Raw genomic sequence first — 21,393 nt, forward strand, 5'->3', positions numbered from 1 at the left:
AATACCTCCCCTTCTACCATAAGTCTTTGTTATTGTTCCCGCTCCTCCTGGATTTTCACCCCCGACAACTCTAGAAACGCCCGCGCCGCCCTTGATAAATATCTCCCCTTCTTGTACGACAGACAGACTTTCCGCTTTGCCAGATTATGTCCGAGCTTATAGTAGACAAGACTGTCTGTTTTCGCTACCAGATTTAAAAGACTGCTTCGGATAAATGTGATTCCAGCCCCTGATCCCGCCACATAGTAGGCGGTCATAATCTGATCCAGGTACACCTCCACATAGGGCGTGAAACCGGCGTCTCTGCACATATCCATGCTCCGCAGATAAATATCATTTTGCTTTTTCAGGAAAATAAAGGGATATCTGCAAAACTGCCTCAGAGCCACTGCCGGAAATTCCGGATCCAGCATTTTCCCCGCCTTTACTTCGTCAAATGTCATCTGGTAGTCCCGCAGTTTCTTATTTACCTCGTAGTCTGCCGGTACCCCCAAAATGATATGCTCATAATCAAACAGGCAGCGCTCGATCTCCTCATTCTCCGGCAGGGCCGTTTCCAAAAGCAGGTTGATGGAGCCCTCCATCAGGCCGTACCGAAGCTCCTCCATATTTCCCTCCCGAAGGTCTACGGAAACCCCCGGGTACTTTTGTTTAAAACGTTTTACCAGATCAACCAGATAGTAAACACACAGAAAGGATGAGCTTCCGACCACCAGATGCCCTGTCTTCAGCCCGGTCAAATCTTTGAAATATGCCTCCATGTTTTTTTCCAAAAGTGCAAATTCTTCTACAAAAGCTATGTAGCTCCTGCCCTCTTCTGTCACAGTAAGTGGAATCGTGCTTCGATCAAAAATAGGCTGGCCTATCTTCTTTTCCACTTTCCTGACCATCGCACTCACAGCAGACTGGCTGATAAACAGCCGCTGCGCTGCCTTTGAAAAGCTCTTTTCTCTGTATACTGCATAGACATATTCCATTTCAACCAGCATCCGGTCCCCCTCCTTGTCCTGTTATTACAGTTCCCATCCCGGCTATAGTTTATTCTTCTTTTATATCCCGGTTTGGAACGTGCTGATTTACTCCTTTATAGAGTGCCCCTTGTTCAATATTTACAATTTGATAATCAAGTTGACGCTTTTGGGCCTCCTTTTCCCCGGCTTCTGTTAAAAGCATACGTCCTCCTCTGCCCTGTACCAGGCCATTTTCCATAATCAGTTTTCCGGACGCCAGGCTCATAACGGCATTCAGCTTTTCCAAATCCACCACTGTGATATCTGCATCCGCTCCAATGCCAAGATGGCCTTTTGTCACCAATCCGAACATTCTGGCGGGATTAATGGAACACTTTGCTATTACCTCTTCAAGCGACAGGTACCCCAGACGGTAAAATGCCAGAAGCTTTTGCAGCAGGCCGTTTCTGGGGAATCCCCCTCCGTCCGTGGCAGCCAGGGGAATCAGAAATTCTCCGCCCGGTGTGCGCCGCTCCGTCACGCAGGCCGCAGCCACGGACGGCAGATTTGCCGGAAAACTTACATTCGTCCTTGTCCGGTTCGACCGCCAGTATGTAAGCGCCTCTTCCCGTTCCAGCATAATGTTCTCTTTCTCAAGGGCGGCAATCACCCGGATCATCCCCTCCCGGATTCCCTGTTCCAAGCCGTCCTCCGACGGTTCATATCCATACATTTTCAGGCAGTTTACTGTGATTGCGTCCTTCGGCAGGCCTCCCACGCAGAAACCGCTGGTACCGTTGTTGACCGCCATATGGGAGTCGGCCGTCACATTCGGATTTTTGCGGAGAAGCTCAAATGCCTCCCGCAATTCATCCAGGTAATTCCGGCGGTTTCCCCGGCAGTAAGCATTGATGTGGGCCATCACCATGCTGCATCCTTCCGCAAAGCCAAAGGCCTCCCTCAGGCCAAGAATATCACTTCGGTTTTCCGTGCTTCCTGCGTGACAGGCAATCATGGCCTTTTTCCGGTTAGCCTCCTCCACACAGAATCTCGACGCCTGAGGCGTGAGAGGGAAATGGCCTCCCAGTATCTTAAGTCCCAAAGCCCCGCGGCTTAAGGCTCCGTCCAAAAAGGACCGAACTGCCTCCCTGGATGGATTTACCCCCACCTCATCCGGCAGAACGGCCTCCACACAGCCGACATTCAGGCCGCAGCCGCACTCCTTGAGATGGCCGGTGATATCCGCCACAGGCCCGGCAAAGTCTATAATTGTAGTGACGCCCGTCTTTGCCGCCATATAGTATCCGACCCGTCCACCCAACAGTTCGGTCACATGGACATGCATATCGATTACGCCCGGAATTACGGTCATTCCTTCGGCATCCAATATCTGTTTTGCACAGGTTGTCTGCTGAGCCAGCCCACTCCCGAGAACCGCGATTTTTCCGTCCCGAATCCCGATATCCTGCTTACTGCTCACATGATTGACCGGATCCACGACAAAACCGTTTTTTATAATAACATCGAGTTTCATTTTCTCTCCTTTCCCGCTCTCCACCCCAGTCTTTTACCGGTCCCTCCCCCGGCTTTGTATTCACGTCTGCTCCAGTCCTGTTTCCTTCAAAGATTCTACTGATCCCCAATGCAGACCACTTTTCCTTCTTTCACAATCAGCTCGTCGTCAAAGGTGATGGTCGGGTTGTACTGTACCATATCGATATGTACGGTGGAGCGGGCCGGCTGGCCATAGTAGAACCCGTTGCCCATCGCGATATGGCAGGTGCCGCGCGCCTTCTTCTCCTCCTCAAAGTCACCGTTAAACATACAGGCGGGATTCAGTCCAATTCCGATCTCGGCAATATTGTCACTGTCTTTCACCTCTGCAATCTGGCGGCGGATCTCTTTGCAGATTTTCGGGTCTCCTCCAACCACTTCCACGATCCGTCCGCCCTCTATCCTGAGTTCTACCGGGATAACCGGACAGCCATAGTAACAGATTGGGCCGTCTATCACCAGTTTGCCGTGTGTGGTTCCAATCACCGGTCCCAACGACACTTCTCCGTCGGACCATGCCATCGCATCTCCGGGACTGCGGGCGATTCCGCACTCTATGATCGGCTCCATGCGATTCATCTCCATATAGAGATCAGTCCCTGCAGGCGTTGTAATATGGGCGTTCTTTTTCCCTCTCCATACCGCCTGAAGCTTCACACCGTCCGCATAGACCGCCTCGTAATCGGCCAGGGCGCCTCCTCTTGTAAAATTATCGATATTTCTCAGACAGATGGAAACCTCCCGCAGCCTCTTTTCATTGATCAGTTCTTTCAGCCGGTTGTTATAAATCGCCGCGCCCGAAGCCGTGGTCATTCCGACAAAGACATCGCAGGCCTCCATCGCAAGCTCCAGAGTCTTCGGGAAAATAGTTGCCTTATCTTTCCCCCTGACGGGCATCATGCTGACGTTGTACTCCGCTCCGCACATCAGGGCCGCGGCGGCCATTGCATTCGCCATGCGCATATCGGTCTGCGGATCAATCGCAATCAGTACCTCCTCGCCCGGTTTTACTGCCATTAGATTGGACAATATATAGTGGGCTCTCTCAATACATTCAATCACTCTGTTATCTTCCATGTCATCCTCCTCCAATTATTTGGTGATACCGTACTCCTCATGAGGTTAATTTCATTATATGGTTTCGTACAAAAGCTGTAAAATGGTATGAGGACATTCATACTTTGATATAATTTTGAGATTATAGGTGATAAATCACATATATAATTTCAATAAAACATACAATATCTATTTTTTTGACTTCTTAATATTTCCATGACTTTATTCTTCCAAAGAACGTTCTTGCAGTGCCTCCTTCCCGGCTTTATAATAGCAGTAATGAATAATCACCATCTCACTGCCGAACCGCAGACCATATCAGGAGGACGCCAACATGGGAAAAATCTACCGTTTATATCAAATTGATTCTTTTACAACAAAACGATTCACCGGAAATCCGGCGGGAGTCATCACGAATGCCGATGGGCTTACCCCTTCAAAAATGCAGCAGATCGCCCGGGAACTGAACAATTCTGAGGCCGCATTCATTTTCACGGAAAACTGTGAAGACTGTGACATGCATGTCCGCTTTTTCACGCCGACAAGGGAGGTGCCGATCTGCGGTCACGCTACCATTGCGGCACATTATGCCAATGCGCTGGAAAAGAACATGCAGGGCCATAACCGGGTATTCCAGAAAACCGGAGCCGGAACTCTTCCCGTCGATATTTACCGTGAGAACGACGGTTACCGGATTGCCATGACCCAGGGAGAAATTAAGATAGAAAAGCCGCTGTCTGCCGAATATCAGGAACAGATTATGGCGGCGCTGGGGCTTACTATGGATCAGCTTACCGAAGATGTCCCCATGGCGGTGGCCTCAACCGGACATTCGAAATTGATGATACGGATCCGTGATCTGGAACGTCTCCACGGTTTGCAGCCGGATTTACCCGCGCTGGCACGTTTAAGCAGTGCAGTGGGATGTAACGGGTATTACGTTTTTACGCTCAACCCCAATGAAGATCCGATGGTACACGGCCGAATGTTCTCCCCGGCAGGCGGCATCCCGGAGGATCCGGTAACCGGCAATGCCAACGGACCGCTCGGGGCCTATCTGGTGCATCTTGGGTTTGCCGATGCGGCAAAAGACGAGTTTTCTTTTAACATCGTGCAGGGTGAGGCAATCGGAAGAACCGGAGGTATGGAAGTCAAAGTTTCCATATCGGACGGAAAACCGGTTCAGGTTCAGATCTTTGGACGCGCAGTTGTGGCATTTTCAACGGAAGTGGAGATTTAATGACAGACTATACGATACGCAGGATGGGAGAAAATGAATATCCGCTGTTGAATGATTTTTTATACGAAGCCATATTCGTCCCCGACGGTGCAACACCGCCGCCAAAGTCGGTAACCGCCTATCCCGAATTGAAACTGTATGTTGAGCACTTTGGTGACTATGAAGACGACCTGGGATTTGTCGCAGAGATATCGGGAAAAGCGGCTGGCGCCGTCTGGGTACGCATTATGGACGATTACGGCCACCTTGACGGCCGGACCCCCTCTCTTGCCATCTCCCTGTACAGAGAATACCGGGGACTGGGAATCGGAACCGCCCTGATGAAAAGCATGCTTGGCTGCTTAAAGGAACACGGATATGAGCGAGTCTCCCTGTCCGTACAAAAAGCAAATTATGCGGTAAGGATGTATCAGAACCTCGGGTTTGAAGCTGTAAGAGAAAATGATGAAGAGTACATTATGGTACATAATTTGTCCGGCCTTTCATAAGTGCAGGATCGAAAGGGAGTTATATGAGTAAATACAATTCTTTGTGGGAATATGTGAAACAGACGGGGAACGAATCGTTTAAGTTAACCTTTGATGAGATTGAAAAGATTGCAGGCCTGCCGATAGACCATTCTTTTTTAAATTCTAAAAAGGAGTTAACCGGGTATGGGTATGAAGTCGGCAAGATATCGATGAAGGAGCGGACGGTTGTTTTTAACAAATTGTTAAAAGAGTAACGGCTCGTAACAGTTGCCATAAAATCAATTGAGAGCCATGAAGGCCGCTGAACGGGCGGCTTCATGGCTCTCTGTTTCTTATTCGAATTCGATCGTTGCCGGCGGCTTCGGGGACATGTCGTAGCATACGCGGTTCACATTCTCCACCTCAGCCAGGATCCTCTCCGTAATTGTCTGGAGCACATCCCAGTCCACGCGCTCGATCGTTGCGCTCATGGCGTCAATCGTGTTGATAGCACGAAGGATAACCATATATTCAAAGCTTCTGGCATTGTGTTTTACGCCGACGGATTTAAAATCAGGAACTACGGTAAAATACTGCCATACCTTCTTGTCCAGTCCCGCCTTCTCAAACTCTTCCCTTAAGATGGCATCCGATTCTCTCACCGCCTCCAAACGGTCGCGTGTGATGGCTCCCAGACAGCGGACTCCGAGTCCGGGTCCAGGGAAGGGCTGGCGGTAAACCATACCGGCAGGAAGGCCCAGTTCCACGCCGCAGGCGCGTACTTCATCTTTGAACAACTGTTTTAACGGTTCCACTAATTCAAATTTCAGATCTTCCGGAAGGCCGCCCACGTTGTGATGGGATTTTACCATCTTGGCCGTCTTTGTTCCGCTCTCGATGATGTCGGGATAAATTGTCCCCTGACCCAGGAAATCAATTCCCTCAAGTTTCCTTGCTTCTTCCTCAAATACGCGGATAAATTCTCCGCCGATAATCTTTCTCTTCTGCTCCGGATCTGAAACATTCTCTAATTTCCCTAAGAAACGCTCCGTCGCATCGACGTAGATCAGGTTCGCATGAAGCTGGTCCCTGAAAATTTCAATAACGCTCTCGGATTCATTTTTACGCATCAGCCCGTGGTTGACATGGACACATACAAGCTGCTGTCCGATTGCCTTGATCAGCAGGGCGGCAACAACGGAGGAATCCACTCCGCCTGAAAGAGCGAGAAGAACCTTTCTGTCCCCAACCTGTTTTCTGATCAATTCCACCTGATCTTCGATGAAATTTTTCATATTCCAGTTCGGCTCTGCCTTGCATGCTTCAAATACAAATGTTCTCAGCACTTCTTCCGACGGTAGTTCTGAAAGCTGCTGTTCACATTTGGCGGTCGGATGATCGATTGACATTACGGGATAGCCACAGTTATAAATCTCCGGGCTGACGTCTACGGCCGCACCGTCCACGACGCGGTTTTCTCCGCCGTTCAGAATAATTCCCTTTACATTCTGCAGCGCCTTTAATTCGCCCACAGTGATATCGTGGGGATGAATCTCACTGTAAACTCCCATGTCACGGATCTGACGGGCAATTACCGTATTCTCCGTGCTGCCCAAATCCAGAATAACAATCATGTCCTGTTTCATGATTTCGTCTCCTTTGTATGCTTAATATTTATTTCACAAATTTCCTGTTTTTTCATTATAACTGATAATGGCTGAATAGGGAACTTTTTTCCTTCATTTTCTTAAGTTACCTATCACATTCTCATTGTAACTCTTCAATTGCCTTGTCTAAAAAGACCTCCCCGTCCAGATGTTCCAGCTCGTGGCAGAAGCATTTCGCCATCTCCCCTTCTCCGGTCACGATGATTTCCATGCCGTTTTCGTCCAGGGCCTGGACCGTTACTTTCTGCGGGCGTATCGTCTTAGCAAAACGGCCGGGGAAACTCAGGCATCCCTCAATGCACTCCTGCACTCCGCTTCTGCCGATTATTTTCGGGTTGACCAGCTTCAGGCATACATCGCAGTAATCAATGACAACCAGCCGTTTCAAGATCCCCACCTGGTTAGCCGCCATAGCTGCCGCATTCTCCGTATGATGCAGCGTATTCATCATATCATCCAGCAGCTCCCTGATTTTATCATCCACTGCCTTGACCTCTTTGCACCTTTTCCTCAATATTTCATCATCATTTTTCCGAATCTGCCTGATCGCCATGGCTCTCCCTTCTGCTGCAGTCGGCTCTCAATTTTTTCCGGCTTTCTGCAAATAAAAATACCTCTTCAATGGAACAGCCGAACACCTGCGATATGCCATAGGCAAGCCAGATCGACGGTTCAAATTTTTCTGTTTCAATTGCATTGATTGCCTGTCTTGAGGTTCCGACCATTTCACCCAGCTGCTCCTGTGTTATACCTTTTTTCTCCCTCAATTCCCTGATTCTGTTTTTCACTGCTGTCCTCCTATGTAATGTTTACCTTACATATACTGTTTATAGTATAAAAGCTGTCTAATGTAATGTCAACCTTACTTTCAATTTGAATTCTTTTATCGTTTTTTCGTTATATTTTCTCGTTACTGTTCACTTTGTTCTGGTCTCTTTGCCATATTTATTTTATAGTATTTTTCCCTTGCAATCTTCAAGGACATGGACTATAATATAACCAGAACATTTGTTCGATATATTTTCAAGGAGGGCTGCCATGATAATCAGCGCCAGCAGAAGAACCGATATCCCTGCCTTCTTTTCCGGCTGGTTTATAAATCGAATCCGAGAGCAATATGCCCTTGTACAGAATCCGTTTAATGCTCACCAGATAAGCAAAGTCAGCTTAAGTCCCGACGTTGTCGACTGCATTGTGTTCTGGAGCAAGAACCCAGAACCGATCATTCACAGATTGCAGGAACTGAAGGACTATATGTACTATTTTCAATATACTCTGAATGCGTACGGAGAGGAACTTGAAAAGAATCTTCCTCCCGTTTCGGAACGCCTTTCTACCTTTCACACCCTCTCCCGGCTTATCGGAAAGCAGCGGGTAATCTGGCGCTATGATCCCATCATTCTCAATGAAACCTATACTCTCTCATGGCACCTGGACCGCTTTGCCTCCCTGGCCGGTGCACTGAAGGGCGATACGGAAAGATGCATCATAAGCTTTATAGACCTCTACGCTTCCATTGCCGGTCCGGCGAAGAAGTACGGCATCCAGGAACTTCCTGACAGCGCGGTTTTGGAACTTGCAAAGGAGTTATCCTCCATTGCCCGCTCCTTTGGTATGACCATGGAAACATGTTCGGAAAAGATCGATTTATCTTCCTGCAACATCGCCCATGGCTGCTGTATCGACGGCCGTTTGATTTCAGCTCTTCTGGGCTGTTCCCTCAACGTGGAGAAGGATAAGAACCAGCGTCCCGAATGCGGCTGTGCCGCGAGTATTGACCTGGGTCTCTACAATACATGCCGAAACGGCTGTGTTTACTGCTATGCCAACCACAGCAGCCAAACCCTGGAAAAGCGCGGCCGGATTTACGACGAGTATTCCCCTCTGCTCTGCGGCCGCCTAACGGAACTTGATAAGGTGACGGAACGGAAGGCAAAGAGCCTGCAACACAGACAGCTTGATCTGTTTTCCAGACTCCCTCCCGAATCAAAATAAACTATCATATACTAATGCCTCTATACCATGACAACAGTTAATTTCATACCAGTCTCACTATCTGCTCATATAAACAGCTGCTATGTTCCGTTTGGAATGTTTGGTTTATATGCATATGCCCGAAGAACCAGTGTTTATAACTAACAGTTTCTCTAATTCTTTGTAGATAATCTGTTAATTTATCCACATGATATAAACCGCTTCCTGCATCCATTTGCTCCAGGAGAGAAGTGTATGGGCTATGTGTAATGATATAATCAACCTCATTAGCAGCCTTCTTCAAATTCTGTACGCCTTCTTTCATCTCTGTTTCTGATGGTAACTCACGTTCCCACCATGAAACATGATTGATACGAAACATTTTTGAATAATCTCTCCTCCATATTTTGATTTTTGGGTCTCCCTTATCCAAAATACCATCAATTATATCGTGGCTGCTTGCTCCGCCGAATGTAAAGAATCTGATCCCTTCTATATTGTAAACCTGGCCGCGCATTAGATGAATGACGGACGGACGAATAAAATTAACTTTACCGCCGCACCACTCCGTTATTGGCAAGGCGTCTAAAATATCATAATTGTCGTGATTACCTGAAACAAATAAAGTTGTAAATGGTTTGCCTTCGAGCCAATCAAGATTATATTTTTCTGCATTTGATTCATGCCATATACCAAAATCCCCGCAAACTATAACATAATCTCTCTTTGTCAGTTCTTTTTGTTCCGGAAAACTCCCTGTTCTAAGCCTACTCATCCAGTTACCATGTGTATCTCCTGTCACATAAATAATTCAAACCACCTCCTATATGTATATAGATATTGTATATGGTTATTTTATTCGGCTAATAACCTATCAACCACTTCATTTTATCACAACAACCAAACGCCGTCCATTCATGTAGGTGTACCTCATGAGCTGCACCTATAATCGTTCTTCACATGTTATGATATAAAATGCAGATTTCCTCAGTTCTACCACTGCATGTTCTTTAATTTTTCATTGCTGTCATATTCTCAGCTCGGATTTTCGAATCACTCTTCAAACTGCATAACCAAAATATAAATACGGTACTATCATCAATAAAATAAGTAATTTACATTTTTTCCATTATTTTGTATACTTAATACATCAAGTGAAAGTAAGAGGAGGAACAATATGAAAGTCATCAGTCACGGAATTGTTAACGGCATTATTGAGGACAAGTACGGTAAGCGCGGTTCCCATTTCAACGAATTCGGGATGTCGACCTATTCCCTTCCGTTCGAAGTTCTGGATGCCCCGGAAGGAACAAAAAGTTTTGCACTTCTCCTGGAAGATAAGGACGCATTTCAGGTCAATGGAGGTTTTTCCTGGATTCACTGGACCGCCGCCAACATAACAAGAAGTAAGATTGAAGAAAATGAGAGCCAGACCGCCGCCGATTTTGTCCAGGGCGTCAACACCTGGAACTTTAAGCAGAGCAGTCCCGAGACTAAAAAGCTTACCGCCTTTTACGGAGGCATGGCTCCGCCGGATGCGCCGCATATCTATGAGCTCCATGTATACGCCCTGGACTGCCTCCTTGATCTGGAAAATGGATTCCTGATGAACCATATGTTCCGCCAGATGGACGGACACATCCTGGATCAATATACGCTGAAGGGCGAATACAGTAATTAGTGAAAGAGCGGTAAAAAGCAGGGAATGCTCAAAGACCTGACTAAACGGAAACAGAATGAATGCAGGAAACGCTGCACCCAAATAAAAATTTTATCCGGAGTGCAGCGTCTCTTCTGTTTTTTATTGTTTCAAGATTTATCGGGCCGTTGACTTTCCCTGTGCTTTCGTCCCCGCTCAAAGCAAAGATGTTTAAAATGGTCTGCGCCGGTTATGCAAACGGATTCTCAGTCTTATAGAGCATATTCTTCGGCTGATTGAATCCAATCTCTTCCGCATCTACCCCGATATACTTGAACACCTCGTAAATTGCCTTCCCGTAATGGCCGAAGGCTACCGCTCCGTGATGCGGGAAGTTCTTTTCAATCAACACATGACGGTAGAAACGGTTCATCTCCGGAATTGCGAAAATTCCAATAGCACCAAAGGAACGGGTGGCGACCGGAAGCACCTCTCCCTGGGCGATGTAGGCCCGGAGTTTGCAGTCCGCCGTGCTCTGCAGGCGGAAAAATGTAATATCGCCCGGCACAATATCCCCCTCCAGCGTCCCCTGCGTCACTTCCTCGGGAAGCGCCCTGGCCATAATGAGCTGGTATTTCATTTCGCAGAACGAAAGTTTCTTTGAACTGGTGTTGCCGCAGTGGAATCCCATAAAAGTTTCCCTCTGGCTGTAATTGTGAACTCCTTTAATATCCTCTTCATAGAGGTCGGCCGGTACGGAATTGTTGATATCTAAGAGAGTTACCGCATCTTCACTCACACAGATCCCTATAAATTCACTCAGTGCACCATAGATATCCACCTCACAGGATACCGGAATTCCCCGGTCCGTCAGGCGGCTATTTACATAACATGGCACGAAACCAAACTGTGTCTGGAATGCCGGCCAGCATTTGCCTGCTATCGCCACATATTTTCGGTATCCCTTATGCTCCTCCACCCAGTCCAGCAGCGTCAGTTCGTATTGCGCCAGTTTTTCCAGTATTTCCGGTTTACGGTTGCCCGCGCCAAGTTCCGCCTCCATGTCTTTTACCACTCCGGGTATCCGGTCATCACCCGCATGTTTATTGAACGCTTCGAATAAATCCAGTTCGGAATTTTCCTCAATCTCCACCCCCAGATTGTAAAGCTGTTTAATCGGGGCATTGCAGGCAAGAAAATTGAGAGGTCTCGGACCGAAGCTTATGATTTTCAAACCGGACAGTCCCACAACGGCCCGGGCAATCGATACAAATTCATGAATCATATCGGCGCACTCTTCGGCCGTACCGACCGGATACTCCGGTATATACGCCCTGATACCGCGCAGCTTCAGGTTATAGCTTGCATTTAACATGCCACAGTATGCGTCTCCGCGCCCCTGAACCAGATTGTTTCCGCTCTCCTCGGCCGCCGCGATAAACATAGACGGTCCGTCAAAATGCTTCGCCAGCAGAGTCTCCGATATCTCCGGACCAAAGTTTCCAAGATAAACTGCAAGCGCGTTACAGCCGGCTGCTTTTACGTCCTCCAGCGCCTGTACCATGTGGAGCTCACTCTCCACGATGCAGACAGGACATTCATAAATATTCTGTGCGTCATACTTCGCCCTGTAGGCCTCCACCAGTGCCTTTCTCCTGTTTACGGAGAGGCTCTCAGGAAAACAGTCCCGGCTTACGGCCACAATTCCTATTTTTACTTCCGGTATGTTATTCATATCTATATCCTCCATCTTTTTTATTGCTTCGGATGTTATCACTGCGGGCGACATCAATGCGGATGCGACGGCATTATCACTGCGGAACGGCCACATACTAGCCCTACAGCTTCGCCAACTCTTTAAAATCCAGCTTCAGGCTGCGGTACAGGTTCCTGTAGAGTTTATGGTACTCTGCATAAGTTTCCGCATTGTCTTTATCCGGTTCGGTGCTGCTCTCCACTCCAATGAGCATATCGCAAGCCTCCTCCACGCCCGGATAAATGCCGCAGCCCACGCCGGCCAGAATAGCGGCTCCCAATGCAGGGCCTTCTTCCTGCTTCACAGTTTTTACACTGCAGCCATAGAGATCAGAGAGCATCTGACGCCAGACCGCGCTTCGGCCTCCGCCTCCGCAGGCCATCATTCGGTTGACTTCCACTCCCATTTCCCTGAGAATATCATTACAGTCACAAAGAGAGTATGCAACGCCCTCCATAACAGCGCGAAGCAAATGTTTTTTCGTATGGATGGCAGACAGTCCGAAAAATACTCCCCGGCAGTCCGGATCCAGATGCGGCGTTCGCTCTCCCATCAGATAGGGAAGATAAAACAGTTTATCGCTTCCGGCCGTCACTGTATCCACATACCTGTTGATAAGGTCATACACGTCTTTCCCCTGTGAGTTAGCCTCCGCCACATAGTCCTGGCAGAACTGATCCTTAAACCACTTCAGGGAAAGGCCTGCGCCCTGTGTCACGCCCATGATATGCCACGCGCCCGGAACGGCGCAGCAGCATGTATGTACCCTGCCTTTTGGATCGATGGAAAGCTTACTGCTGTGGGCAAATACCACGCCAGATGTCCCAATCGTGGTAAATGCTGTTCCATCCCGAACTACTCCTGTTCCCACGGCAGCAGCCGCGTTGTCACCCGCGCCTCCCACTACCTTGACGCCGGTGTGCAGGCCGGTTTGGGATGCAATTTGCGGAAGCAGTGCGCCGGTTACCTCGCAGGATTCGTAGACCCTGCCCAGCATGGATTTATCAATTGCCAGGGCATCCAGCACCTCCTTCGACCAGCCGCGTCCCGGCACATCGAGAAGCTGCATACCGCTGGCATCAGATACCTCGGTGGCAAATATTCCCGTCAGCACATAGCGGATATAATCCTTGGGAAGCAGAATATGACGGCATCTTTTAAAGTTATCCGGCTCATGATTTCTCACCCACAGAATTTTAGCCGCCGTCCAGCCGGTTAACGGAGGGTTGGCCGTGATTTCAATCCAGCGCTCTCTTGGCATGATATCGAGCATTTCTTCCGTCTCTTTTCCTGTTCTCTGATCGCACCAGATAATGGAGGGACGTATCACCTCTCCCGACTCATCCAGCATAACCAGTCCGTGCATCTGCCCGGACAGCCCGATACCTGCGATATCTGCAGCAGGTACTTTGGATTTTTCCACAACGCTCTTTAACGTTTCCAAAACCGCGTCCCGCCAATCCTCCGGCCTCTGCTCGGCCCAACCGTTCTCAGGCTGATACAGAGGATATTCCCTGGAAGAAGAACAGACGGCATTTCCTGCCTCATCAAACAGCACCGTCTTCGTCGCGGACGTCCCCACGTCAATCCCAATCAGATAGTTCATGTGATACCCCTTTCTCTGTATTGTTCTATCTATGATTATATCTTGCCGCGATTCCTCTTTCCAGACTAAAACTTGACCTTACAATAGCACTTTCTTGCCTTTTTATTCCCTTTTTCCCATCCGTTCCCTGTAAATGCTCGGCAGACAGCCATAGCGCTTTAAAAATGCTTTGGCAAAAGCGCGGCTGTTAGGAAATCCGTTATTAAGCGCCACGTCGTTCAGGCTGTGAGTTGTGCTCATCATCTCCCGCAGTGCATACTCGGTCCTCAGGTTCAGAAGATACGTCTTGTAGCTGACATTGGCATATTTCTTAAACATCCGTGACAGATAGGTGGGTGAAAAACCAAATTTGTCCGCCACGCTCTGCAGCGTAATTTCACGGCTGTAATTTTTCTTCATATAAGAAGTGATGCCAGACAATTTTTCCAGGTGGCGTTTCTGACGGATTGTATCCTGATTTTCTTCGGTCTGCATAAGCTTCGTAACCATCAGATACAACAGCTCCAAAAACAGGCTCCGAACCTTGAGTTCGAATGCAAACTGCTTCTGCTGGTATATGATAAACATCTCCCCGATCAACCGGGCCAGAATCCCGTCAAACTCCTCTCCCCGCTTCAGAAATACCGTGCGGCCGTCCTCCTCCAGATAACTGGAGAAACAGCTCAGAGGAATCTGGACCACAACGGTTTTATTCGGCTCTGGCGATTCAATAGAATGAATCTCATTGGAATTTACAATTACAAAGTCTCCTGCCTTAAGAGGCCGGCTGTTTTCCCCAAAGAAAAATTCGAGCCGGCCTTCCATCACGAGGAATATCTCTATCGAGCGATGCCAGTGGCCGGCCCGCCGGTAGCTGCCGTCCTTCCCCTCAAACAGAAACATTTTAAACGGCAGGTCCTCATTGGGCAGCACCAGTTCATGGTCGAAATCTCCGTTCATAATAGTTCCTCCTTATGGGCTCATTTTACCTCAAACGGCAGGTCCATGCAACCGGCTTTCTCCGGCAGCAAAACGCCGTTTCGCGCCGCAACCCTCGGGTTTTCTGTGACTTTCGCTACGCTCCACTCACAAAAAACACCTCGCGGAATACTACCTGTGAACAGTAACCTCCGTTAACTTTTCCACCTGCTCGAGCATTACCTCCGTCTCATCCAAAATCAGTCCTATCTTTTCCTTTGTAATATAATCGTAGTGAATCCCGCACGCCACCGTTACAGGGCAGCCCCAGGCCTCAAACAGGATCTTAGCCCACCGGGCGCTGACCGCGCCTTCCCTGTGGCCGTCCTCCTCCATGGTATGAAGACCGTCGGCACTGCAGATGCTGACGGCGCCAATATGGGTTTTCATTCCGCCTACAAGGAGAATATGTATGCCCTGGTTCAGCAGCGAAATTTCTGCCGTTATTGGATAATTGAGAACCGTCTGCCTATATGTAACCCTTTTCATAATCCGTCCCCCTTTTCGCCTAATCTGCCTTTTTCATCCAATCTGCCTGATTCACCCAGTCATTTCTTTTTCTGCCAATCTATCCTCTTCTCCCAGTCTATCCTCTTCTCCCAGTCTATCCTCTTCTCCCAGTCTATCCTCTTCTCCCAGTCTTCCGTCCTCGCCCCAGCGGCAGAAGTACTCCGCGTCAATACCAAACTGATCCAACACTTTTCCCGCGATATGCGCTGTTAATGCCTCCACCGAATCAGGATGGTTGTAGTAGCTGAGCACCGGTGGAATGACTACAGCCCCCATCTGGCTGATCTCATACAGATTTCTCAAATGAATCGTGCTGAGAGGAGTTTCCCGCGCTACCAGCACCAGTTTTCTCCTCTCCTTTATTGTCACATCAGCCGCCCTGAGGAGGAGATTGTCGCTGTATCCGCTGACAATCCCCGCAACTGTTTTCATACTGCACGGCACTACAATCATCCCGGCGGTACGGAATGTCCCGCTGGCTATGGCTGCACCGATGTTGCTGTTATCGTAAACCGCATCGGCCATGGCATTCAGTTCCTCCCGGGTCAGGTTTGTCTCCTGAGCCAGTGTCATTTCGGCGCCTCTCGTATATACAAGGTGTGTTTCAATTTCCGATCGGCGAAGCTGTCTCAGAATTTCCACGGCAATGGGAACGCCGGATGCTCCGCTGATACCTATCACTAATCGAGTTTGATCCATTTGTCAGGATTCACCTCCATAAACTGTGACCGCACAAAATGTTCTTTTAAATGGAAGGGCACGGTGCAGTCGAAAATAGCCTTGCAGGATATGCCCCTGTCTGAAATCGACGGACTGTAATACGGCTGGGCGCTTGGATCCAGCGGATGACAGCGCACGCCCGGCAGGAAAATCGTATCCACATCCCCCTGGTATCTTGTATTCATCGCCCACATCACATCGTCGGTATCAAAGATATCCACATCTTCATCTACCAAAATCACATGTTTCAATTCGGAAAAAGCGCTGAACGCCAGGATGGCCGCCTGTCTCTGACGTCCTTCATCACTGGCCATGCTCTTTTTAATCTGCATGACGGCCATATATTTACCGCCGCCCGACGGATGACAGTACACATTCTGAAGACGGCCGGGCATTGCGCGCTCCACCAGGTCGTAAATACTGGCCTCCGTGCAGATTCCCGCCATATTTACATGCTCCATGCCCGGACCGATGCAGGTCTGCATAACCGGATGTTTCCGGTGTGTCACGGCCTTCACCTTGATCATCCAGCACTGGTCGCTGGCCCCTCCGGTATAACCCGGGAATTCCGGCATGGCATAACCCGTATGGCTGTTCTGATCCTCCTGGACACGGCAGTTCGGCATAACCTCGCCCTCAATTACATACTCTGCATTTGCAATTGCCAGCTCTGAAACGGTTTTGCACCTGCACATCTTTACCGCAGACTCCCGAAGCGCGCCTGCGATGGAGAGCTCATTGTAACCGAGCGGCGTTGTCGGCGGCTCAAAGCAGGAGGTAATCTCAATCGCCGGATCCACGCCGATGCTGACGGAAATCGGCAGCGTCTGTCCCAGTTCCTCCGCCCGCACGGCCATTGCACCAATGTGCCTTGCTCCGGGAGTAAAGAAAATGGAAAGCTCATCTTTTCCCTGAATGCAGAGCCTGTGGATCGTCACATCCCCAATCCCGGTATCGGGATGGCTGGCATAACACATGCCGAGGGTAATATAAGGTCCGGCATCTACCGGTGTGTTGGTCGGCGCCGGAACTAACCGGTTCAAATCAAAACCGGGTTCCGAGGCCAGATGCACTACCTCCTGGCAGGGCGCCTCCTCCACCGTCACCGGCTGAATCGGACGGCTCACACACTCGCATAAAAGTTTCGGAAGATTTTCCGGCTCACATCCCAGAAGCGTCCCCACCCTTTTCCTGCTGCCGAGGACGCCGATTGCAACCCTGGCATCGTCAAAGCCCTTAACCTTGTTAAATATCATCGCCGGCCCATTCACCCTCGTCGGCCTTTGCACCGTTCCTCCGGCTCCAATATGGCGGTACACACCCGACAATTCCGCCATCGGATCCGCTTCCACATCCGTTTCCACCAACTGTCCCGGTATCTCCATCAAAACCTGGAGCGCTGTCCTCAAATCCAGGATCTCTGTCCGATTGTTCATCTTGATTCTCTCCTTTACATGAAACTGCTTATTCTTAATCCCACTTTACAGTTACCTGTGAACCGTAACTTTTATGTAACCACTGTCTCTATTATATTATTGGAAGGGATTGACAAGCAATTCTGATTCAAGTATGATCAATTCCATAATCGAATTGATATATACTGCGGCCGATTATGGGACTTATAAGGGAAACAGTTCCGTTTCATTGAGAAGGGGGAATTGATATGAATATCGAATATATCCGTGAGTTTGTAGTCCTGGCCGAAACCAGGAATTTTAATGAGACGGCCGAGCGCCTGTTTACGACGCAGAGCACGATTTCCAAACACTTAAAACAGGTAGAAACGGAGCTTGGGACACCGCTCTTTACGCGGACCAGCAGAAGTGTAAAACTCAATGAAGCCGGAACACTCTTTCTCCCCTATGCGCGCCGAATCCTGGACACCCAGTATGAATATACAACAGCACTCAACAACCATCTTGGAAACCTTTCCTCCTCGCTCACAATCGGTTCCCTTCCCGTCATGGCCCAGTACCGGATCACGGACGTCATCGCCCGTTTCAATCAGGAAAACAGAAATATCTCCCTGCATGTGTTGGAAGCGGAGGCCTCCGAACTGATACCGCTCCTGGACGAGGGAACATGCGAACTGGCCTTTACACGGGAATCTCCGGAACTGAATGACAACTTTATCCGGATTCCCTACTCCACGGACCGGCTGATTGCACTGCTGCCCTCCTCCCACCCGCTCTCTGCATCACGGCAGACGCCGCTTTCACTGGATCTGCTCCGTAACGAGCCGCTGCTTTTCATCAAGGAAAAGACATTTCTCTATGAAATGTGCATCCGCGCCTGCGAACAGGCCGGCTTTACCCCAAACGTGGTATTTTCAAGCCATCGAATTGAAAATATTATTGATCTGGTCAGAAAAAAAATGGGAATTGCACTGCTGATGGAAAAGCAGATTAAGAGTTTCAATCTGCCGGAAAATGTATTTACGGTTGCCGCGGTTACACCCGATGTTACCAGTCAGGTATCACTGATTTACAGGAAGGATCGGAAATTGTCGGCGGCTGGTCTGCATTTTCTGAGGTGTGTGGAAGGGGAAAATGAGGAGCGGGCCGAGCGAACAGCAGATGCTAGGGTATCCTCCATGCTGAAATCGGCGTCCTTCTTTTAATCATGTTCTTACTATTTTTTCTCTGTCGTGCTAGAATAAAAGAAAAACAGACGCTCTTTAATTTCAAATCATTAATTCAGGGAGGTATTTCAATGACATTTTTTAATTCTCCGCTCCAAGCTGCAAATCTGACACTGCCTAACCGGCTCGTTATGCCTCCGATGGCAACATCTAAATCAGGAAATGATGGGATGGTTACCAGAGAGTTGTGTAATTATTATGAGGAAAAGTCGCGCGGCGGACATATTGGCCTGATCATCACAGAGCACAGTTATATAAGTCCGGAGGGGAAAGCCAGCAAAGGCCAGCTCTCCATATCCGATAATGGCTCTATTCCCGGCTTAAGGGAACTGGTGTCAGTGATTCACCGGAATAATACAAAAGTAATGGCTCAAATTAACCATGCGGGCGGAGCTGCCAAAAGAGAGGTTACCGGATGTGAGGTTATAAGCGCCGGCGCTGTCCATATGCCCAGGGCGGCGGCCGGCACCCCGCTGCCCCGTGAGATGACAGCTTCAGACATCCTGAGAGTTACCGATGACTTCGCCCGTGCGGCCGGGAGAGCGAAAGAAGCCGGGTTTGACGGTGTGGAAATCCACTCAGCCCACGGCTATCTGCTAAACCAGTTCTTCTCTCCGCTAACCAACCGCCGCACAGATTCTTACGGCGTTTCTTCTCTCTCAGGAAGAATACGGTTCCATCTTGAAGTCATAGAAGCGGTCCTCAGTGTGGTTGGATCTGCCTACCCGCTCGCGCTGCGTCTCGGCGCCTGCGATTATATGGAGGGCGGAACCACAATCGAAGACAGCGTGTCTGCTGCAATTGAATTTGAGAAGGCCGGTATTGATTTGCTGGATATCTCCGGCGGTTTCTGCGGATATGTGCGTCCCGGCTCGAAAGAACAGGGATATTTCAGCGAGCTGACTGAAGCTATAAAGAAATCTGTAACCATTCCCGTGATACTGACAGGCGGAATTGTGGACGTAGAAGCAGCCGAGCGTTTATTGGAGCAGAATAAAGCAGATTTGATTGGCGTAGGGAGAGCAATCCTTAAGGACTCCACCTGGGCGGAAAAGGCAATGCTGACTCATGCTTGAAGTTTCCTGTATGGATGCTGCAGCAGTTTCCCCGCTGTTCATGCAGATCACTGTGATCATAAAGAGCACTGGAATTCCTGTTTTACAAGGTTTCCGGTGCTCTTTTACGTCTTCATCTCTGTTCTGACATCTTCAATTATAGTTCCGGATGCATGGCCGGATTTATATTCATGATCATCAAATTCTCCCAGCAGTTCTTTATGACGCTCCATTTGAGCCACACAGTACATATAAAATGCAAAGAATGATGAAAAAGTGCCGCACAGTACCTGCGGCCAGATTGCCCCTCTCAGTTCTCCTAACCACAGAAATGTTAAAATTAGTATCCATATCACATTAATTGAAGCGGATGCTATCTGATATGATACAAAGACCGGCTTCTCTTTTGCCCGTTTATTCACGATTTGCCGGACAAAAACTTCCGCCAGAAACGGTGCACAAATTGAAATCGAGTATGTATATACAATCCCTTCCCGCAGCGACTTTACAATACTGTCGAATTGCCATAAGAGCAATCCTGCCCATATATTCATCAGTCCGAAAAAACATACAAAAACAATCCAAATGCAGTATAGTTTTTCCTCTTTCATCACATACAACGGAGCGAATATCCTCCTCCATTTTCCGTTCCCTGTTTTGTGCATTTACATCTCCTTAATCTGTGGCTGCAGCACTCCATCAATTAATACACCTAAAATCTACAAAGCTTAGAACACCCACAGTTTTTTCGCTCCCCTATCTTGATTCAGTATCGGAGAATTTCTTCGCCGTCCGTCCGTCCGCCGTTTTATCTTCTAAAATTTCCTCCAGGCCAACTCTGTATTTTATAAGCCGCCTTACATTCTCTAATTCCTCATCTGTCAAATCTAACACGGAAATTGTCCCCATCAGGCCTAACTGCTCCATTAGATAATGATACTGTGCTTCAAAGGATTGATACATTTCCATTACCAGGTGTCCCGATGAGGCCAAGACATTTTCCCTGTCAGACTGTTTAGTCTCACTTACCGGACGTCCTGCTCTACATGAATAATTGCAGGTCTCCGTCAACTTATCTGGCTCCATGAATTCTTTTTCCTGTGTATGTTCGATAGCCGCTTTTTCTTCTTCCTGAAAACAACGGTATCTTCCCCGTCCCTGCAGCTGTAATTTTCCTGAATTTTTCAGTACTCTCAGGCTGCCCGCGATATGGCCTTCTTGATAATCCACGCCATATGTCAGCCCACATTTCTCTCTTACCATCTCCTTAATCTCAGAAACATCCCGTTCTTTACCATCTTCCATTGCACGAATAATTGCCCTTCTCAAGATCGCACTTGTTGATTCCATAGAGCATCCCCTTTTCTTCTCTGTGTTCATGACTTTTAATTTATAAGCTCATTTTTCATTGTTTTATAATTCTTTATGATTTAATTACATTAAATCATATATTCCCATGACAGTCAAGTCAAATTCTTGTATTTCTGCTTTATTCTTTTAAATTCTTTAACTTCTGCTTTATATCGTTTTATTCTTTAATGAATCGCTTAATTTTCTAATTTCCTCAGGTTAATCATCATAAAGAATCATGAAATCTTATTTATATATCTCATGAAATC

General features: G+C 48.3%; 22 protein-coding genes. 7 read left to right on the plus strand and 15 right to left on the minus strand.

Annotated elements, in window-relative coordinates; genetic code table 11:
• Window positions 1–29: 29 nt before the first annotated feature.
• The 3 genes from EJL91_RS22525 to EJL91_RS22535 form a co-directional block, all read right to left on the minus strand.
• A complete protein-coding gene (locus EJL91_RS22525) occupies window positions 30–989 on the minus strand; it encodes a LysR family transcriptional regulator (RefSeq protein WP_125144222.1) in 960 nt (319 codons plus the stop codon).
• 49 nt (window positions 990–1,038) lie between these two features.
• The gene (locus tag EJL91_RS22530) at window positions 1,039–2,484 is read right to left on the minus strand and encodes an amidohydrolase family protein (RefSeq protein WP_125144223.1); all 1,446 of its coding nucleotides are present in this window, start codon (window positions 2,482–2,484) and stop codon (window positions 1,039–1,041) included.
• 95 nt (window positions 2,485–2,579) lie between these two features.
• A complete protein-coding gene (locus EJL91_RS22535) occupies window positions 2,580–3,581 on the minus strand; it encodes a 2,5-dihydroxypyridine 5,6-dioxygenase NicX family protein (RefSeq protein WP_125144224.1) in 1,002 nt (333 codons plus the stop codon).
• 313 nt (window positions 3,582–3,894) lie between these two features.
• Between EJL91_RS22535 and EJL91_RS22540 the strand changes: the two genes are divergently transcribed.
• The 3 genes from EJL91_RS22540 to EJL91_RS22550 are packed head-to-tail and all read left to right on the plus strand — an operon-like array spanning window position 3,895 to window position 5,524.
• Complete coding sequence (locus tag EJL91_RS22540; RefSeq protein ID WP_125144225.1) at window positions 3,895–4,800, plus strand: PhzF family isomerase; 906 nt, start codon at window positions 3,895–3,897, stop codon at window positions 4,798–4,800.
• Window positions 4,800–5,288: a GNAT family N-acetyltransferase gene (locus tag EJL91_RS22545; protein WP_125144226.1), complete on the plus strand. Its 489-nt coding sequence runs from the start codon at window positions 4,800–4,802 to the stop codon at window positions 5,286–5,288. Before EJL91_RS22540 ends, EJL91_RS22545 begins: the two co-directional genes overlap by 1 nt.
• A gap of 23 nt (window positions 5,289–5,311) precedes the next feature.
• Window positions 5,312–5,524 carry a hypothetical protein gene (locus EJL91_RS22550; RefSeq protein WP_125144227.1) on the plus strand — a complete coding sequence of 71 codons (213 nt, stop codon included), beginning with the start codon at window positions 5,312–5,314 and terminating at the stop codon, window positions 5,522–5,524.
• 78 nt (window positions 5,525–5,602) lie between these two features.
• Here EJL91_RS22550 and guaA read toward each other — a convergent pair whose 3' ends face one another.
• From guaA to EJL91_RS22565, 3 genes are all read right to left on the minus strand, one after another.
• Window positions 5,603–6,895, minus strand: a complete 1,293-nt coding sequence (gene guaA, locus EJL91_RS22555; protein WP_125144228.1) for a glutamine-hydrolyzing GMP synthase — start codon at window positions 6,893–6,895, stop codon at window positions 5,603–5,605.
• 121 nt (window positions 6,896–7,016) lie between these two features.
• Window positions 7,017–7,469 carry a peptide deformylase gene (def, locus tag EJL91_RS22560; protein WP_125144229.1) on the minus strand — a complete coding sequence of 151 codons (453 nt, stop codon included), beginning with the start codon at window positions 7,467–7,469 and terminating at the stop codon, window positions 7,017–7,019.
• A complete protein-coding gene (locus tag EJL91_RS22565) occupies window positions 7,441–7,704 on the minus strand; it encodes a helix-turn-helix transcriptional regulator (protein WP_125144230.1) in 264 nt (87 codons plus the stop codon). The genes def and EJL91_RS22565 overlap by 29 nt, the downstream gene beginning before the upstream one ends.
• Before the next feature lie 250 nt (window positions 7,705–7,954).
• Here EJL91_RS22565 and EJL91_RS22570 point away from each other — a divergent pair, with 250 nt between their 5' ends.
• The gene (locus EJL91_RS22570; protein WP_125144231.1) at window positions 7,955–8,911 is read left to right on the plus strand and encodes a DUF1848 domain-containing protein; all 957 of its coding nucleotides are present in this window, start codon (window positions 7,955–7,957) and stop codon (window positions 8,909–8,911) included.
• A gap of 43 nt (window positions 8,912–8,954) precedes the next feature.
• Here EJL91_RS22570 and EJL91_RS22575 read toward each other — a convergent pair whose 3' ends face one another.
• Window positions 8,955–9,692, minus strand: a complete 738-nt coding sequence (locus tag EJL91_RS22575; RefSeq protein WP_341467048.1) for a metallophosphoesterase family protein — start codon at window positions 9,690–9,692, stop codon at window positions 8,955–8,957.
• 375 nt (window positions 9,693–10,067) lie between these two features.
• On the opposite strand from EJL91_RS22575, the gene EJL91_RS22580 reads away from it, so the two are divergent.
• Entirely contained in the window at window positions 10,068–10,571 is a 504-nt protein-coding gene (locus EJL91_RS22580; protein WP_125144233.1) for a YbhB/YbcL family Raf kinase inhibitor-like protein, read from the plus strand.
• Between the two features lie 208 nt (window positions 10,572–10,779).
• On the opposite strand, the gene EJL91_RS22585 is transcribed toward EJL91_RS22580, so the two are convergent.
• The 6 genes from EJL91_RS22585 to EJL91_RS22610 form a co-directional block, all read right to left on the minus strand.
• Window positions 10,780–12,264, minus strand: a complete 1,485-nt coding sequence (locus tag EJL91_RS22585) for an L-fucose/L-arabinose isomerase family protein (RefSeq protein WP_125144234.1) — start codon at window positions 12,262–12,264, stop codon at window positions 10,780–10,782.
• A gap of 103 nt (window positions 12,265–12,367) precedes the next feature.
• Window positions 12,368–13,891 (minus strand): xylulokinase, encoded by a 1,524-nt coding sequence (xylB, locus tag EJL91_RS22590; protein WP_125144235.1) that lies wholly within the window; start codon window positions 13,889–13,891, stop codon window positions 12,368–12,370.
• Between the two features lie 102 nt (window positions 13,892–13,993).
• The gene (locus tag EJL91_RS22595) at window positions 13,994–14,830 is read right to left on the minus strand and encodes an AraC family transcriptional regulator (protein ID WP_125144236.1); all 837 of its coding nucleotides are present in this window, start codon (window positions 14,828–14,830) and stop codon (window positions 13,994–13,996) included.
• A 150-nt stretch (window positions 14,831–14,980) separates the two neighbouring features.
• A complete protein-coding gene (lpdD, locus tag EJL91_RS22600) occupies window positions 14,981–15,337 on the minus strand; it encodes a prenylated flavin chaperone LpdD (protein WP_125144237.1) in 357 nt (118 codons plus the stop codon).
• 51 nt (window positions 15,338–15,388) lie between these two features.
• Complete coding sequence (locus EJL91_RS22605; protein WP_125144238.1) at window positions 15,389–16,057, minus strand: UbiX family flavin prenyltransferase; 669 nt, start codon at window positions 16,055–16,057, stop codon at window positions 15,389–15,391.
• A complete protein-coding gene (locus EJL91_RS22610; protein WP_125144239.1) occupies window positions 16,039–17,514 on the minus strand; it encodes a UbiD family decarboxylase in 1,476 nt (491 codons plus the stop codon). Before EJL91_RS22610 ends, EJL91_RS22605 begins: the two co-directional genes overlap by 19 nt.
• Before the next feature lie 227 nt (window positions 17,515–17,741).
• On the opposite strand from EJL91_RS22610, the gene EJL91_RS22615 reads away from it, so the two are divergent.
• On the plus strand, window positions 17,742–18,698 hold the full coding sequence (locus EJL91_RS22615) for a LysR family transcriptional regulator (protein ID WP_125144240.1): 957 nt from the start codon (window positions 17,742–17,744) through the stop codon (window positions 18,696–18,698).
• Window positions 18,699–18,790: 92 nt separating this feature from the next.
• Complete coding sequence (locus tag EJL91_RS22620; RefSeq protein WP_125144241.1) at window positions 18,791–19,795, plus strand: NADH:flavin oxidoreductase; 1,005 nt, start codon at window positions 18,791–18,793, stop codon at window positions 19,793–19,795.
• A gap of 104 nt (window positions 19,796–19,899) precedes the next feature.
• Here the strand turns inward: EJL91_RS22620 and EJL91_RS22625 are convergent, their stop codons facing one another.
• Both EJL91_RS22625 and EJL91_RS22630 read right to left on the minus strand, forming a co-directional pair.
• Window positions 19,900–20,439: a hypothetical protein gene (locus EJL91_RS22625; protein ID WP_125144242.1), complete on the minus strand. Its 540-nt coding sequence runs from the start codon at window positions 20,437–20,439 to the stop codon at window positions 19,900–19,902.
• A gap of 91 nt (window positions 20,440–20,530) precedes the next feature.
• Window positions 20,531–21,124, minus strand: coding sequence for a hypothetical protein (locus EJL91_RS22630; RefSeq protein WP_125144243.1), 594 nt, complete (start codon window positions 21,122–21,124; stop codon window positions 20,531–20,533).
• Between the last annotated feature and the right edge of the window lie 269 nt (window positions 21,125–21,393).

The organism is Clostridium transplantifaecale, assembly GCF_900626075.1.
In the GTDB taxonomy this organism is placed as follows: Bacteria; Bacillota; Clostridia; order Lachnospirales; family Lachnospiraceae; genus Otoolea; species Otoolea transplantifaecalis.

Excerpts from the sequence above, each read along its gene's own strand:
- EJL91_RS22525 (WP_125144222.1), bottom strand. The coding sequence starts at position 989 with ATGCTGGTTGAAATGGAATATGTCTATGCAGTATACAGAGAAAAGAGC.
- EJL91_RS22530 (WP_125144223.1), bottom strand. The coding sequence starts at position 2,484 with ATGAAACTCGATGTTATTATAAAAAACGGTTTTGTCGTGGATCCGGTC.
- EJL91_RS22535 (WP_125144224.1), bottom strand. The coding sequence starts at position 3,581 with ATGGAAGATAACAGAGTGATTGAATGTATTGAGAGAGCCCACTATATA.
- EJL91_RS22540 (WP_125144225.1), top strand. The coding sequence starts at position 3,895 with ATGGGAAAAATCTACCGTTTATATCAAATTGATTCTTTTACAACAAAA.
- EJL91_RS22545 (WP_125144226.1), top strand. The coding sequence starts at position 4,800 with ATGACAGACTATACGATACGCAGGATGGGAGAAAATGAATATCCGCTG.
- EJL91_RS22550 (WP_125144227.1), top strand. The coding sequence starts at position 5,312 with ATGAGTAAATACAATTCTTTGTGGGAATATGTGAAACAGACGGGGAAC.
- guaA (WP_125144228.1), bottom strand. The coding sequence starts at position 6,895 with ATGAAACAGGACATGATTGTTATTCTGGATTTGGGCAGCACGGAGAAT.
- def (WP_125144229.1), bottom strand. The coding sequence starts at position 7,469 with ATGGCGATCAGGCAGATTCGGAAAAATGATGATGAAATATTGAGGAAA.
- EJL91_RS22570 (WP_125144231.1), top strand. The coding sequence starts at position 7,955 with ATGATAATCAGCGCCAGCAGAAGAACCGATATCCCTGCCTTCTTTTCC.
- EJL91_RS22580 (WP_125144233.1), top strand. The coding sequence starts at position 10,068 with ATGAAAGTCATCAGTCACGGAATTGTTAACGGCATTATTGAGGACAAG.
- EJL91_RS22585 (WP_125144234.1), bottom strand. The coding sequence starts at position 12,264 with ATGAATAACATACCGGAAGTAAAAATAGGAATTGTGGCCGTAAGCCGG.
- xylB (WP_125144235.1), bottom strand. The coding sequence starts at position 13,891 with ATGAACTATCTGATTGGGATTGACGTGGGGACGTCCGCGACGAAGACG.
- EJL91_RS22595 (WP_125144236.1), bottom strand. The coding sequence starts at position 14,830 with ATGAACGGAGATTTCGACCATGAACTGGTGCTGCCCAATGAGGACCTG.
- lpdD (WP_125144237.1), bottom strand. The coding sequence starts at position 15,337 with ATGAAAAGGGTTACATATAGGCAGACGGTTCTCAATTATCCAATAACG.
- EJL91_RS22605 (WP_125144238.1), bottom strand. The coding sequence starts at position 16,057 with ATGGATCAAACTCGATTAGTGATAGGTATCAGCGGAGCATCCGGCGTT.
- EJL91_RS22610 (WP_125144239.1), bottom strand. The coding sequence starts at position 17,514 with ATGAACAATCGGACAGAGATCCTGGATTTGAGGACAGCGCTCCAGGTT.
- EJL91_RS22615 (WP_125144240.1), top strand. The coding sequence starts at position 17,742 with ATGAATATCGAATATATCCGTGAGTTTGTAGTCCTGGCCGAAACCAGG.
- EJL91_RS22620 (WP_125144241.1), top strand. The coding sequence starts at position 18,791 with ATGACATTTTTTAATTCTCCGCTCCAAGCTGCAAATCTGACACTGCCT.
- EJL91_RS22625 (WP_125144242.1), bottom strand. The coding sequence starts at position 20,439 with ATGCACAAAACAGGGAACGGAAAATGGAGGAGGATATTCGCTCCGTTG.
- EJL91_RS22630 (WP_125144243.1), bottom strand. The coding sequence starts at position 21,124 with ATGGAATCAACAAGTGCGATCTTGAGAAGGGCAATTATTCGTGCAATG.